This is a genomic window from Limobrevibacterium gyesilva (assembly GCF_025989185.1).
In the GTDB taxonomy this organism is placed as follows: Bacteria; Pseudomonadota; Alphaproteobacteria; order Acetobacterales; family Acetobacteraceae; genus Limobrevibacterium; species Limobrevibacterium gyesilva.
Window position 1 is genome coordinate 18,344 of record NZ_JAPDNT010000031.1, and the last position, 14,950, is coordinate 33,293.

Consider the following 14,950-nt stretch of genomic DNA (forward strand, 5'->3'; position numbering starts at 1 on the left):
GCTGGCATGCGTGGCGCTGCTGCTGTTCTGCCTCCCGGCCGCCCACGCCGCTGGGCCCGACGTCCCCCCGAACCCCATCGTCAATGCGGCGCCCGCGCCGGAAGAGCTGGGGCGCGGGCAGGACTGGCTGACGGCGGTGGAGAAGAATCTCGCCATCGCGGTCCTGGCCTTCGGCGTCCTCGTGATGCTGATCCAGTTCGTGACGCTGCGGACCATCGTCGCGAGCAATCCCGAACTGGTGATCCGGTCCTACGCGGTGACGCTGATCGTGGTGTGCACGCTGTTCCTCGTCAGCGCCGGACTCTCGGTCAATCAGATCGGTCCGGGCATCGGATTGTTCGGCACGATCGCCGGCTATCTGCTCGGCAGCGCCGGGAAGCCGCGCGGAGACTAGCACATGATCCAGAGCATGGTCGGTGCCGATATGCGAAGGGACACACAATGAAGACGAGCGCCGCGCTGGCCGCCGTTCTGGCCCTGCTGCTGGACGGTTGCGCCCCGAAGCCCGCCGCGACGACGGCCCCTGCCCCGACCGCGGCGCCCACCGCCGGCGCCAGCGCGGAAGCGGGGGACGGCTCGGCGGCCTCGGTGCTGGAGCACATCCTCGATCGCACGGTCGTCATCATCAACAACACCCCGTCGACGCTTTACTTCAGCGTGAAGCTGCCGAACGAGGACGCCTGGAACCAGTATCCGGCCAGCCCCAACAATTCACAGGGGATCTACTGCCCGACCTGCGACGAAGACAGCGACTTCAAGTTCTACATGGCCACGACAACGGCCCCCATCAGCCGCACGCTGAAGGCGAACTATCGCTACATGATCGTCGCCGGCCCTTCGAACAACTGGGAGGTGGTGCAGGGCCCGGCGCTGCATTAGGCAGCGCGCCCGGCGCATGCGACGGCAGGGCCGGGGGTTTCCCCTCCGGCCCGTTTCAGCCGCCGCTGCCGGCTACTGCTTTGCGCCTTGCTGGGTCGATTGCAGACTTTGTTCGTTCAGCCGCTCCACGGCCTCGTGCTCGGACGCAGCGCTCCCGCGGGAGGCGGTTTGCGGTCCGCCTGGGGTTGGGACGCGGGCTTGCGGGTTGGTCCATGGCGGCTTGCCGAGATTGACGTCGTCTGGCTTGGTGGCGGCGCCAGTCACCGCGCCGGCGCCACCGCCAACCACGGCGCCGACGACCATGCCGGGCGGTCCGGCAAGCGCGCCAATTCCGGCCCCGGTGGCGGCACCTGCCGCGGCGCCGCCGGTTGTGCGTTCCTGTGGATTCGTGCCGCACGCGGCCAACAAAGCGAGCGCCGCGCCGGCTGCTACAAATGTGTATCGCATCAGCTGCATTCCTTCCGAGAAGAACGTCGTTGCAGCTAAATGCTTCGGGCGCCCGAAAGTTGCCTCTCACCCGCATATATCCGGGCACCGTGACCCGCCTGCCGCCCGACGCGCCGGTCGTGCCGACATGATGAGGGCCGGACCGACACATGGTCCGGCCCTTGCCGACACCCGGACAGCGGCGTTCGCCTCAGGCAATCAGCTGGTGTTCTGGCCAGGTGGACCGAAGGCGTTCATCGGACCGGTGTGCGTGATCAGAATGCCGCTGGCACCGTCCCCCGCGACCTTGAAGACTCCGGGGACCAGGCTGGGGTTGTCGAAATGCAGGCTCGCCGCCTGCGAGGCGCTGTTCGAAACCTGCAATATCCCGGTGGCGCCGTTGTAGGCGAGCACCGCGCCCGTCGCGCCGAAATTCTCGATATCAATCGTGTCGCCGTGGGCAAAGTTTTCCAGCAGCGGTCCCGTGTAGGAGGCGCTGCCGACGCCCGTGCCGAACGACCCGGCGTTGTCGATCACGAGGTCGCTGCTGGGCAGGAACTGCATCTGGCTGCCCCCACCCAGCACCGACGCGACATCCAGCGTGGCGTTGCTGTCGATCCTGAACAGGCCGGTGCTGGCGGGGTCGATGGCCGTTGAGATAGCGAGCGAGCCGGCGATCTCGACCGTGCCGTTGTTGGCGATGGTCGGAGCGGAGTTGCTGCCGTTCAACGTCCAATTGCTGCCGGCGTCGAAGGCCAGCGACCCGAAATTCGTGAACAGCCAGCTATGGCCGTTCAGCGCGACCGTGCCGGTCCCGCCTGCCATGCCGGAGATTGCGCCGGAGCCACCGGCCAGTTCCAGCACGTTGCTCGCCGAAGCCCCGCCGCGCACGGTGCCAAGGAAGACAGCGGATGGGTTGACCACCAGCCGGTTGGTGGCGTTGTCCGAGAACCTTACGGCGAAGGTCGCCCCGGAAATCGTGCCGCCATTGGTAACGGTTCCAGACCCGCCGTTGATGAAAACGCCATACGTGCTCCCTGCCACCAGGGCGCTGGCGTTGTTCGCGACGCCGCCGCCACCCTCGAGGTCGACGCCTGCGCCGTGCAGGGACGCGGCGCTGATACGTCCGGCGTTCGTCAGCGTGCCGGCGCCACCCTGGACGAACACGCCGGCGATCCCGCCTGCGATCGTGGCGCCCGCATTGTTCGCGACGCTGCCGCCGCCCTCGAGCGCGACACCGTCGGCGCCCGCGATCTGGCCAGCGTTCGTGACGGTGATCTGGCCAGCGTTCGTGACGGTGCCGGCCCCGCCGGTCACGAACACGCCGAAATTGCCGCCCGACACCGCGCCGCCGGACGTGTTCGCAAGAGTCCCGCCGGCCTGGAAATCGGCGCCGGTTCCGGGTCCGGTGATGCTGCCGCTGTTCGTGACGCTCGATGCCAGCGCCAGGAAAACGCCATTGCTGCCACCGGAGATGGTGCCGCCGGCATTGTTCGCGATACTGCCGCCACCCGCGAGCAGGACGCCGTCGCCGGTCGTGCCCACCAGACTGCCGCTGTTCGTGACCGTGCCGGAGCCGCCGGTCACGAACACCCCGTGATTGCCGCCGGAAACGAAGCCGCCGAGGTTGTTCGCAACGCTGCCGCCGGCTTCCAGATCGATGCCGGAGCCCGTCGCCGCCGATGCGATGATGCTGCCGGCGTTGGTGACCGTTCCGGCGCCCTGGTTGATGCCGGCGCCAAAGGTGCTGCCCAGGATGGACCCGGACGCGCTGTTGGTGATGCTGCCCACCGACAGCAGGACGCCGAAAGCACTGGCGCCCGCGATGCTGCCGGCGTTCACGACACTGCCGGCGCCGCCGGTGACGAAGATGCCGGCGCCTGTGGTGCCAGCGCCGGTGATGGTTCCGCCTGCCTTGTTGGTGACGCTGCCGCCGGCAAAAATGCCGATGCCGTCGTCGACCGTCGCCTTGATCAGGCCCGAGTTCACCACCTGGGCGAGGGCGTTCTGGATGCGAATGCCGTCCTCGCCGCCCACCAGCGAGCCGGTGTTGGTGACCAGGCCGCCTGCGTCCAGCGCCACCGCGTATTTGCCAGGGCCGAAGATGCTGCCGGCATTGGCGACGGTCACGCCGGCGAGTGTGGCGCGAACGCCGCTGTTGCCGCCCGCGATCGTCGCGCCGCTATAATTCGCGACGCTGCCGCCGGCGGTCAGCAGGATGGCGTCCAGGCCGGTGACGAGCCCCGAATTGGTGATCGCACCGGCGCCGGCCAGGGACACGCCGTAGCCGTTGGCGGAAGAAACCGTGCCGGCATTGCCGATGGTCCAGGTGGTCCCGGCTGCCCCATCAATGGCGTCGACCCCGACCCCGGACGCAATGACGCTTCCCGTGCTGGTGATCGTCAGCGGGTTATCCGCGCTGCCGAGAACGAGGGGGCCGATTGTGCTGCCAGTAATCGTTCTTGCCATGTTGCGCTCCCGGGAAGGTCGCTGAGGAACTTCGGCGCAGGTGGAACGAAAGGCGGGAAAGAGACCAGCGAAGGACTTTGAAGATTCCCGCTGGCGTCAAATGCCTCGCCGCCACCCGGTGAAGGGATGGCGGCAGCCCGGGATCTTCTGCTTACTTGAACCGATAGAAGCCAAACCAGAGTCCGACGAACGCAGGTCCGCGTCTCAACCCTGTATGTCAGGACGGATTGACCGGTATCGGACGGCACATTAGCCGCCCACCCATACGACCTTCAACAGTCAAATCGCCGGGACGCTCGCCAGGCCCGGCGGGAAGGATGGCGGCCTTTCGTTTCGTCACAATCCAGATGCGCCGTCGCGACGGCGCGGCGGCGGAAAGTTCACTCGGCCGCAGCCTGCGCCTGCGCCCGGCCGGCCTCTCTGGTCGCGTATGCGAGGCAAGGCGATGCGGCGCCGATGCGAACGCCCGATGGCACCGGTGGCCTCGGTCCGATCTCGCCCCCGGGCGGGGATGCGGCGACGCGTCCCCGGGTGGTATGCGCGGGGGCCGCCGTCCGCTCCACCCGGAACGCCAGCGCGTACAGCGCCGGCAGGAAGACCAGCGTCAGCACGGTCGCCACGCACAGCCCGCCGATCATCACCAGCGCCATCGGGCCCCAGAACACGTTGAACGACAGCGGCACGAAAGCCAGCGCCGCGGCCAAGGCGGTCAGCACCACCGGGCGCGCGCGGCGCACGGTCGATTCGATGATGGCGTCGCGCAGGCTCCGTCCGTCCTCCAGGTCCTGACGCACCTGGTCCACCAGGATGACGGTGTTGCGCATGATCATGCCGGCCAGCGCGATCAGCCCCAGCAGCGCCACGAAGCCGAACGGCGCGTCGAACAGCAGCAGCGCGCCCACGGCGCCGATCAGGCCCAGCGGCGCCGTCGCCAGCACCAGCAGCGCCCGCGGCAGGTTCTGCAACTGCAGCATCAGCAGCAGCAGCATCGCCGCCGCCATCACCGGGAACACGTCATACAGCGCGCCGTTGGCCTTTTCCGACTCCTCGGCGGCGCCGCCGGTTTCCACGCGCACGCCGTCCGGCAGCGCCAAGGCGCGGATGCGCGGCAGCGCGGCGGCGGTCACGTCCGGCGCCTGCAGCCCCTCCTGCACGTCGGCCTGCACGCTGAGATAGGGCGCGCGGTCGCGCCGCCACAGGATCGGCTCCTCGGTCTGCGGCACCAGCCGCGCGATCTGGCTCAGCGCCACCGGGCCGGCGGCGGTGGGCAGCATCAGCTCCGGCAGCCGGCCGAGATCCAGCCGCTCGCCGGGCTCGGCGCGCAGCACCACGTCCACCAGCTTGGTGCGGTCGCGCAACTGCGTGGCGGTGGCGCCGGACAGCAACGTGGCCATCGTCTGCGCGATGTCGCCGGGCGACAGGCCGAGCTGGCGGATGCGCGCCTGGTCAAGCTCCAGCCGCATGCTGGGCGCACGCTCGCCCCAGGCGAACTGCACGTCGCGCGTGCCGGGGGTGGCGCGCATCGCCGCCATCACGGAGTCGGCCGCCTGGCGCACGGCGGCCACGTCCTGGCCGACCACGCGGAACGTCACCGGGAAGCCCACCGGCGGGCCAAGCTCCAGCCGCGAGACGCGAACGCGCGCCTGCGGGATCTCCTCGTGCGCCGCCACAGCCTTCAGCCGGGCGAACACCCGCTCGCGCGCTTCGGCGTCCTTCGTGGTCAGGATCACCGTGGCGGTCGCGTCGTTCGGCAGGGCCGGGTTGAACGCCAGGAAGAAGCGCGGCGGGCCGGCGCCGATATAGCTGGTGTACCAGCGTATATCCGCGTCCTTGCCCAGCACGGCCTCCAGCTGGCGCACCGCGTCCAGCGCGGCCGCGTGGCTGGCGCCCTGGCGCAGGGTCACGTCCACGATCAGCTCGGGGCGGGAGGAATTCGGGAAGAACTGCTGGCGCACCCGCGTCATGCCGGCGCCGGCGGCGACGAACAGCAGCACCGTCGCCAGCACCACCACGCCGCGATGGCGCACGCACCACGCCACCAGCGCGCGCAGGCAGCGGTACGGGCGCGTGGCATACAACGCGTCATGCGTCACCACGCGTTTCGGCGTGGGCAGCAGCAGCACGCCCAGATACGGCGTGAACACCACCGCCACCACCCAGCTCGCCAGCAGCGCCAATCCGACAACCCAGAAGATGCCGCCCGCGTATTCGCCCGACGTGGACTTGGCGATGCCGACCGGCAGGAACCCCGCCGCCGTCACGAGCGTGCCCGTCAGCATGGGGAACGCCGTCGAGGTCCAGGCGAAGGTCGCCGCGCGCATGCGGTCCCAGCCTTCCTCCAGCTTCACCACCATGGTTTCGATGGCGATGATGGCGTCGTCCACCAGCAGGCCCAGCGACAGGATCAGCGCGCCCAGCGAGATGCGCTGCAGCTCGATGCCCAGCAGCTCCATCACCAGGAACACCATCGCCAGCGTCAGCGGCACCGCCAGCGCCACCACGATGCCGGTGCGCCAGCCCAGCGAGGCGAACGACACCAGCAGCACCACCCCAAGGGCCACGGCGAATTTCAGCACGAACTCGCCCACCGCGTCGCGAATCACCTCGGGCTGGTCGGCGATCTGCTGCAGCTCGATGCCCACGGGCAGGTCGGCGCGGATGCGCGCGGCCTCGGCGTGCAGCGCATCGCCGAAGTCCAGGCCGTTGGTGCCCTTGCGCGTGGACACCGCGATCACCACCGCGCCCTGGCCGTTGTGCCGCACTTCGAAGGCCGGCGGGTCGGCGTAGCCGCGCGTGATCGTGGCGATGTCGCCCAGGCGGATGCTGCGGCCGTTGGCGTTCACGGGCACTTCGGCCAGGGCGGCGGCGCCGTCCAGCGCGCCCTCCACGCGCACGGGAATGCGGGTGTTGCCCGTCTCCACGATGCCGGCGGCGGCGACCGCGTTCTGCCGGGCCAGCGCGTCCGCGATCTGCGGCACGGTCACGCCCAGGCTGGCCAGCTTCGCCTGGCTGAACTCCACGAACAGCGTGCGCGCAATCTCGCCGGAGATGGTCACCTTCTCGGCGCCGGGCACGCGCAGCAGGCGGTCGCGCACGCGCTCGGCCTGGCGCACCAGCTCGGCATTGTCGGCACCGGTCAGCGCGAACACCGCGCCATATACGTCGACGTACTCGTCGTTCACCGCGGGGCCGAGCACGCCCGCGGGAATCTCCGGCCGCAGATCGTCGAGCTTCTTGCGCGCCTGGTAGAACAGCTCCGGCACCATCGAAGGCGGCGTGTCGTCGCGCAAGATCACCATCGTCGCGGCGAAGCCGGGCCGCACGAACGTGTCGAGGTGATCGAGGTACGGCAGGTCCTGCAGCTTGCGCTCGATGCGCTCTGCCACCTGGTCCTGCGTCTCCGCCGCCGTGGCGCCGGGCCACTGCGCGGTGACGACCAGCACCTTCACGGTGAAGCTCGGGTCCTCGGCACGGCCCAGGCGCAGATAAGACCAGCCGCCCGAAACGAACAGCAGCGCGATCAGGAAGCCGACGAGGCTGCGGTGGGCGACGGCCCAGGCGGAGAGATTGAAGCGGGACATTTCAACACAGGCCAGGGGCTTTGCCCCTGGACCCCAGCAAAGGCGGAGCCTTTGCAATCCTGGATTGCTCTTGGCTGGATCGACGGCCTTCGGGTGATATCAACTGATGGCGGGCGGCCTCGCCTTGCCTTCCCATGCTGCCTACTCCCCCGCCGGCCTGATATCCGCGACCTTCACCCGCGCCGCCGGATCGAGTTTCTGCACCCCCAGCCCCACCACCAGCTCGCCTTGCTTCAACCCGGTGACCAGGGCGCGGTCCTGGCGCAATGCGTGCAGGTGCACGTGCCGCGCTTCCAGCCGCCCGGCGGTGGCGTCCACCACCCAGACCATCGGCCCGTCGCCGCGGTCGGCCAGGGCGGAGGTAGGCAAGGACGCCACTTCCGCCGTGTCGGTGCGGGCCAGGCGCACGGTGGCGGTCATGCCCAGTGCCAGCCAGGCCGGCGGGTTCTCGATCACGTAGCGCGCGGCATAGGTGCGCAGCCGCGGGTCGGCGGTGGGCGAGAGCTCGCGCAGGCTGGCTTTCAGCGCCGCGTCCGGCCGCGCCCACAACGTGACGGTGGCCGGCGCGCCGGCATCGGCGACGGCGGATTCCGGCAGCGCCACTTCGGCCTCCAGCTCGCCGGCCTGGGCGATCCGCAGCACCGGCTGGCCTTCGCTGACGACGGTGCCGGGGTCGGCCACCACGGCGGTCACCACGCCGTCCACGGGGGCCTTCAGCACGGCGTAGTCCAGCCGGTTGCGCGCCAGCTCCAGGGCTGCGCGGGCGGAGGCCACGCGTTCCTGCGCGGTGCGGGCGGCGGCCTGCTTGGTTTCGTCGATGGCGGTGGCAACCCAGCCTTGCGCCAGCAGGGTGCGGCTGCGCAGGGCGTCCGCCACGGCCTGCCTGGCCTGCGCCTCGGCGCTGGCGAGGTCGGCTTCGGCGCTGCGCACGGGGAGCCCGAGATCGGTGGGGTCCAGCCGCGCCAGTTCCTGGCCCGCGGTGACGCGCGCGCCCATGTCCACCTCCCGCGCCACCATGCGGCCGCTGGCGCGGAAGGCGATGTCGGCCTCGCGCCGGGGCCGGATGGTGCCGGCATAGCTGCGCGGCGCCTCCGCCGGCGCCAGGATGACGCGCACGGCCTGCACCGGACGGACGGCATTCTCCACGGCCGGCTGCGCCCGCTCCAGACAGGCGGTCAGCAGCAGCGGCAGGGCGAGCAGCAAGGCGCGCGATGTCATGGGGGCCGGCCTCCGGTCGGGATCGCCCGGACCATAGGACGCAGGGCTGACGAATGTCAAATTTCGTCAGTGTTCCGAACTGTTAGTGGTCGGGGCGCAGCGCCCGCAGGCAGAATTCCGCCATGTCGCGGGCCATGGCAGGCAGGTCGTCGGCCATGCATTGCTGCATCACCGTGGGATGGCTGAAGCCGATCATGGTGGCGTGCAGCAGCCGGCCGGTGGCGTCCGGGTCCAGGCGCGCGAACTCGCCGCTGGCCTGCCCGTCCATGACGATGTGGCGCAGGGCGGTGTCGATGGCGTGGACGTGTTCCTTGATCACCGCCCAGTGCTCGTCCATGGCGACGGCCACCATGTCGTGCATGCGCTTTTCCCGGAACGCCAACGCCATCGTCTGCTGCTGCAAGGTCTGGAACAGCAGCCGCAGCCGGTCGGCGGCGCTGCCGGGGCCGCGGGCGACCTGCCAGGCCAGTTCGCTCAGCCCGCCCACGATGCGGGCACAGATGGCCTCGTTGATGGCGGCCTTGCTGGGGAAGAAGCGGTAGATGTTGGCGGGCGACATCTTCAGCGCGCGGGCGATGTCGGCGACCGCGGTCTTCTGGTAGCCGAGGGTCCTGAACAGCTGCTCGGCGGTCTCGACGATGGCGGCGCGGGTGCTCTCGGCCTTGGGGCCGCTGGGCACGTCCAGGCGGAGGGTGCTGACGCTCATACACCGGTTCATATGACGATTTTCGTCATTTGTCACGTCATCAGCGCGGGCGTGGACAGGCCGGTCCGGGCGCGCATAGGCTGGACGCCCCCACCGGAACCCCGCGATGCCGCCTGCCGTCCCGAATTTCGCCCTGACCGCCGCCGCCGGCATCGCCTGCAGCGACGGCACCGGCGGCGCGAGCCTGACCGCGGCGCCATCCGGCCTCGCGGCGGGAACGCGGATCGCGGTCCCCGGCGGCACGGCCGCCGTCGAGGACCTGCGCCCCGGCGACGCCGTGGCGACGGCATCCGGCACCGCCCATGTGCTGCGCGCCACCCGCCACGCGTTCACCGCCGACGCCCTGGCGCTCCGGCCGGACGCGAGGCCGGTGCGCATCGGCGCCGGCGCGCTCGCTGCGGGGGTGCCGGTGCGCGACCTGCTGCTGGCGCCGGCGCAATGGCTTGAACTGGACGGCATGGCGGCCCCCGCCGCAGCCCTGGTCAACGGCGCCAGCATCCGCCGCGACGCCGCCCCGGCCGATGTCGCCTATATCAGCCTGCGGCTGGACGCGCCCGGCGCCCTCCTGGCCGAGGCGGTCGCCTGCCCTGCCCTGCCCCGCCGGTCATCGCCCGCCGCCACCGCATCGCTGCGCCTGCTGCTGGAACGGCTTGCGGCGTTGTCCTACGGCCCGCTGCAAGGCCACCTCGAACAGGCGACCCATCACGGCGCCGCCGGCTGGGTGCTGGACGAACACCGCCCCACCACCCCGGTGGCGCTGGAGGCCGTGGCCGACGGCGTGGTGATCGCCCACCTGCTCGCCGACCAACGCCGCCCCGACCTGGAGATGGCCGGCCTGGGCGACGGGCGCTGCGGCTTCGCCGTCCGCTTCCCCCACCCGCTGCCTGCCGACCGCGGCCACATCCTGCAGATCCGCCGCACCGCCGACGGCGCCGACATGTCCGGCTCCCCCCTGCTGCTGCCGCCCGCCGGCGGCACCGCCGAGGCCCTGCACGCCGCGCTGGACCGCCCGCCCGCCCCCGGCGACGCGGCGCGCGACGCCCTCGCCGCGTTCCTTGCGGAGCGCATCGACCGGCTGCTGCAGGCGCGGATCGAACGCCAGGGGGGCATTCCGATCAGTCTGCGAACCCCGCCTTGCGGAAGCCGTCGATCAGGTGCGCCCGGTCTTGCGGGCGAAGCTCACGCAGGTCGTTCAACGGCAGCGACATGAGCGACAGGAAGGGTTCCCCGAACCGCGCCAGCGCGTCCGTCATCACTGCGCGGGCCTCATCGACCTTGCCGACCTGTCCCAGGGCTGCGATCAGCGTGTTGTAGGGTTGGCGGAAATTGGGAAACGACTGGCGCAGCTGGTGCGCGACCGCGATCGCCGCCTCGTACTCCTCGCTCCAGTAGCGGGCCCGCGCCGTGAAGTGCAGCCATAACGGCGTGAGCGGATCGAACGGACTCAACCGCATCGCCGTCTGCAATGGTTCGATCGCATCGCGCGGGAAGCCGCCCCAGAGGCGCGCGCCGCCGAGCGCGCCATGGGCCGCGGCCGAGCCGGGATCCAGGCTGACGGCGATTTCCGCCTTGGCCAGGCCCTCGGCATGGCGCCCCGAAATCCACAACGCACGCGCCAGCGCCGCATGGCCGGTCGCGTCCGCCGCGTCGATCGTCACCGCATGCACGGCGTGATCGAGGGCCAGCGGAATATTCACCGCGCGGCGTTCGGGGCGGAACAGCGTGATCTCGTTCAGATAGGTGACGGCGAGTGCCGCCGCCGCCGGCGCGAATTGCGGGTCGAGCTCGATCGCGCGTTGGAAGAAGCTGCGGGCCTTCTCGTTCTCGGCGACCGCGAACTTGGCGAAATGCCACATCCCGCGGTGGTAGCTTTCCCACGCGTCGAGACTGTCGGGCGGCTTGCGTACTGCGCGCTTCTGTTCGCTGCGCTCCAGCGCAGGCTGAATCGCGACGGACACGCTGGCCGTGATCTCGTCCTGGACCGCGAAAATATCGGCGAGGTCCCGGTCGTACCGCTCGGCCCACAGATGTCCGCCGGTTTCGGCCTCGACAAGCTGCGCGGTCACCCGCACCCGGTTGCCGGCCTTGCGCACGCTGCCCTCCAGAACGTAGCGCACCCCGAGCCCACGGCCGATCTCGTCGAGCGCGGCCTGCCTGCCCTTGTAGGTGAAGCTCGAGTTGCGGGCGATGACGAAGAGAGAGCGCGATTTCGACAGGGCCGTGATGATGTCTTCGGCGATTCCGTCGGCAAAGTACTCCTGTTCCGGATCGCCGCTCATGTTCGTGAACGCCAGGACCGCGATCGACGGCTTCTCCGGCAGCGGAAGAGCGGGCAAGGCGGGTGCGGCCGCACGCTTGTCGAGAAGGGCGCGGTAGAAGCGGACCGGCCGGGCGATGTTCTTGACCTGCTGTTCGCCCATGTCCTCGAACGCGATGTCGACCCGGTCGCGCACCTGATCGTAGGCGCCGGCGCTGAGGCAGAGGCCGCCTGCCTCGGCCAGGGCTTCCAGCCGCGCGGCGATGTTGACGCCGTCGCCGAAGATGTCGTCGCCGTCGAGGATGACGTCGCCGAGATTGATGCCCATGCGGAACGCGATGCGCTGATCCGCGGGCAGGTTGCTGTTGCGGGCGGCCATGTCCCGCTGCACGTGGATCGCGCAGCGCACCGCGTCGACGACGCTTTGAAACTCGACCAGCAGCCCGTCGCCGGTCGTCTTGACGATACGGCCGCGGTGCTCGGCGATCTTGCTGTCGACCAGTTCGTGCCGATGCGCCTTCAGGCGCTCCAGCGTGCCTTCCTCGTCGGCGCCCATGAGCCGCGAATACCCCGCCACGTCTGCGGCGAGGACGGCGGCGAGGCGACGGAGGGCGGGCATGGCGCGGCGGACTCTCTTCTCCTTAAAAGCATAATCCATTGCGAACCCTTCTGCCAACATTGCCATACGCGCCGGCAAACGAAGCGGCGGCGCCGGCACGGCGCCGGCGCCGCCATCCGATTGCGCCCGGACCGATCGATCAGGCCGACTTGCGCCAAGGCACCAGCATCGACACGCGGTTCTTGTAGCGGCGGTAGTCGTCGCCGAAGAGAGCGACCAGGTCGCGCTCCTCCAACAGGATGCCGACGACGATGTATGCCGTGGTCACCGCCGCGAACAGGAGACGTCCGGCCGTCATCGTTGGTGCCGCCCAGAACGCAATGATGAAACCGAGATAGAGCGGGTGCCGCACAAACCGGTAGTACAGCGGTGTCCGGAAGCGCGGTGCGGGCATCGCGCGGCCGGCGAGATTGCTTGCCACCTGGTGCAATCCGAAGAGTTCAAAATGGTTGATCAGGAACGTGCTGGTCAACACGATCAGCCAGCCGGCGAATGACAAGCCCGTGACCGCCATGGCGATGTGCGGATCGGCGACCTGCCACACCAGCGCCGGCATCGGGCGCCATTGCCAGAACAGGAGGACCAGCGCCAGGCTCGAAAACAGCACGTAGGTGCTGCGCTCGACCGAGGCCGGGACGAATTGCGTCCACCATTGCTTGAACGGCTTGCGCGCCATCACGCTGTGCTGAACGGCGAAGACGGACATCAGCAGAAGGTTCGCGATGCACGCCTGCGCCATGGGCACGACCGTTCCGGTGTCGATGGTCTTTGGCACCCCGAGCCCGGAGACGAAGCCGATGGCGTACAGGAAGGTTGCGAAGAACACGGCGTAGGATGCCAGTCCGTAGAGGAACGCGATGAACCTGCCCATGGGATTTTCCTGTGTTCCAGGCGTTGCTGTTGCCGGTTTGCCGCCGCGTGGCCGTTCGGATAGCAATCGGGATCTGCGCAGGATGCCGGGCGCGCGCCCGGAAGACTTTGCCCGGAGCTTGATTATCCCTTGAGAAGGGCTTGATTATTCCCTGAGAGCGGCTTCGCGGTCCGGCTCTGGGGTGCCGACGTGCAATTTCTCTTTACCGATCACACGCTTGATACCGACCGGCGGGAGCTGCGCCGCGGCTGCGAGCCCGTTGCCGTCGAGCCGCAGGTGTTCGACCTGCTGGTCTACCTGGCGCAGAACCGCGATCGCGTCGTCAGCAAGGACGATCTCATCGCATCCGTCTGGGGCGGCCGGATCGTGTCGGATTCGACGCTGTCCAGCCGCATCAGCGCCGCGCGCAAGGCGGTCGGCGACAGCGGCGAGGACCAGAAGCTGATCCGCACCATCCCGCGCAAGGGCCTGCGCTTCGTCGGCGCCGTGTGCACGCGGCCGAACGGCGGCAGAACTGCGCCGGACGCTCGCCACGCGCAGCCGCGCCCGGCCCTGCCGCTGCCCGACCGGCCGGCCATCGCCGTGCTTCCCTTCACCAACATGAGCGGCGATCCGGAGCAGGAGTATTTCTCCGACGGCATCAGCGAAGACATCATCACCGCGCTGTCCAAGCTGCGCTGGTTCCTGGTGATCGCGCGCAACTCCTCGTTCATCTACAAGGGCAAGGCCGTCCATATCAGGCAGGTCGCCGAGGCGCTCGGCGTCGGCTACGTGGTCGAGGGCAGCGTGCGCAAGGGCGGCGAGCGCGTGCGCATCACCGCACAGCTCAACGACGCCGCCACCGGCAGCCACATCTGGGCGGAGCGCTACGACCGCGACCTCGCCGACGTGTTCGCGGTGCAGGACGAGATCACCGAGGCCATCGTCGCCGCGATCGAGCCGCAGCTTTACGCCGCGGAGAATTTTCGCGCCCAGCGCAAGCCGCCGAACAGCATGGGCGCGTGGGACCTGGTGATGCGGGCGCTGTCGCATTACTGGCGGGTGACGCGGCAGGACAATGTGGTCGCGCAGGCGCTGCTGGAGAAGGCGACGGCCATCGATCCGAACTACGGCCAGGCGCTCGGCATGCTTGCCACCAGCTACACGTTCAGCGCCCACATGGGCTGGGCGGACATGGCGACGGCGGCGCCGATCGCCGAACGCGCGGCGCTGGCGGCGATCCTGGCCGACAGCGAGGACCCCTGGGCGCACCACGCGCTGGGCTGCGTCTATCTGTTCGAGCGGCGCTTCGACGACTCGCTGGCGGAGTTCGAGCTGGCGCTGCGGCTCAATCCGAACTTCTCGCTGGCCCAGGGCTATTACGGCCTGGCGCTGGCCTATTGCGGGCGCTGGGAAGAAGGCAGCGTGGCCGCGCGCCGTGCGCTGCGGCTGAGCCCGCGCGATCCGTTCACGGCGCTCTATTACGGCATTGCCGCCTTCGCCCAGTTCGTTGGCCGCAACTACGACGAGGCGATGCGCCTTGCGCGCGAGGGCATCCGGCAACGCGGCGATTTCGTCGGCGCCCACCGGGTGCTGACCGCCGCGGCGGGCATGGCCGGGCAGGACGACGTCGCCAAGGCCGCATTGCAGGAGCTTCGCCGCGTGCAGCCCAACATTTCGCTCGCCTGGATCGCAAGCCAGATGCCGATCAAGCAGGAGGCCGACCGGGAGCACTATCTGGAGGCTTTCCGCCGCGCGGGCCTGGACTAGAGCATGTTCGTCGCAGACGAACATGCTCTAGCGCATATCTCGCGAGCAATTTCATCGGCATGGAATCGCTGCGCGATTCCATCTGCGCCGATATTGCTCTAGCCTTCACCTCATACCGGGAGTCGAACGCAACGTGCGTCGCGTGGCGACGGAGTGCGCGGCAGCGGTGGCGAAT

At 69.6% G+C, this 14,950-nt stretch carries 11 protein-coding genes; 4 read left to right on the forward strand and 7 right to left on the reverse strand.

Features of this window, described 5'->3' with window-relative positions:
• Positions 1 to 10: 10 nt before the first annotated feature.
• Both OL599_RS21665 and OL599_RS21670 read left to right on the forward strand, forming a co-directional pair.
• Complete coding sequence (locus OL599_RS21665) at positions 11 to 394, forward strand: hypothetical protein (protein ID WP_264716107.1); 384 nt, start codon at positions 11 to 13, stop codon at positions 392 to 394.
• Between the two features lie 47 nt (positions 395 to 441).
• Complete coding sequence (locus OL599_RS21670) at positions 442 to 879, forward strand: hypothetical protein (protein WP_264716108.1); 438 nt, start codon at positions 442 to 444, stop codon at positions 877 to 879.
• Between the two features lie 72 nt (positions 880 to 951).
• Here the strand turns inward: OL599_RS21670 and OL599_RS21675 are convergent, their stop codons facing one another.
• The 5 genes from OL599_RS21675 to OL599_RS21695 form a co-directional block, all read right to left on the reverse strand.
• Positions 952 to 1,335: a glycine zipper domain-containing protein gene (locus OL599_RS21675; RefSeq protein WP_264716109.1), complete on the reverse strand. Its 384-nt coding sequence runs from the start codon at positions 1,333 to 1,335 to the stop codon at positions 952 to 954.
• A 189-nt stretch (positions 1,336 to 1,524) separates the two neighbouring features.
• On the reverse strand, positions 1,525 to 3,774 hold the full coding sequence (locus OL599_RS21680) for a beta strand repeat-containing protein (protein WP_264716110.1): 2,250 nt from the start codon (positions 3,772 to 3,774) through the stop codon (positions 1,525 to 1,527).
• Between the two features lie 380 nt (positions 3,775 to 4,154).
• Complete coding sequence (locus tag OL599_RS21685) at positions 4,155 to 7,355, reverse strand: efflux RND transporter permease subunit (protein ID WP_264716112.1); 3,201 nt, start codon at positions 7,353 to 7,355, stop codon at positions 4,155 to 4,157.
• A gap of 141 nt (positions 7,356 to 7,496) precedes the next feature.
• Positions 7,497 to 8,573, reverse strand: coding sequence for an efflux RND transporter periplasmic adaptor subunit (locus tag OL599_RS21690; RefSeq protein ID WP_264716113.1), 1,077 nt, complete (start codon positions 8,571 to 8,573; stop codon positions 7,497 to 7,499).
• Positions 8,574 to 8,655: 82 nt separating this feature from the next.
• Entirely contained in the window at positions 8,656 to 9,279 is a 624-nt protein-coding gene (locus tag OL599_RS21695; protein ID WP_264716115.1) for a TetR/AcrR family transcriptional regulator, read from the reverse strand.
• Positions 9,280 to 9,385: 106 nt separating this feature from the next.
• On the opposite strand from OL599_RS21695, the gene OL599_RS21700 reads away from it, so the two are divergent.
• Positions 9,386 to 10,489, forward strand: a complete 1,104-nt coding sequence (locus tag OL599_RS21700) for a Hint domain-containing protein (protein ID WP_264716116.1) — start codon at positions 9,386 to 9,388, stop codon at positions 10,487 to 10,489.
• Here the strand turns inward: OL599_RS21700 and OL599_RS21705 are convergent.
• A complete protein-coding gene (locus OL599_RS21705; protein WP_347403224.1) occupies positions 10,395 to 12,221 on the reverse strand; it encodes an adenylate/guanylate cyclase domain-containing protein in 1,827 nt (608 codons plus the stop codon). The genes OL599_RS21700 and OL599_RS21705 overlap by 95 nt on opposite strands.
• Positions 12,222 to 12,294: 73 nt before the next feature.
• Positions 12,295 to 13,092, reverse strand: a complete 798-nt coding sequence (gene mddA / locus OL599_RS21710) for a methanethiol S-methyltransferase (RefSeq protein WP_264716117.1) — start codon at positions 13,090 to 13,092, stop codon at positions 12,295 to 12,297.
• Positions 13,093 to 13,215: 123 nt separating this feature from the next.
• Between mddA and OL599_RS21715 the strand changes: the two genes are divergently transcribed.
• Positions 13,216 to 14,775: a winged helix-turn-helix domain-containing tetratricopeptide repeat protein gene (locus tag OL599_RS21715; RefSeq protein ID WP_264716118.1), complete on the forward strand. Its 1,560-nt coding sequence runs from the start codon at positions 13,216 to 13,218 to the stop codon at positions 14,773 to 14,775.
• Positions 14,776 to 14,950 lie beyond the last annotated feature (175 nt).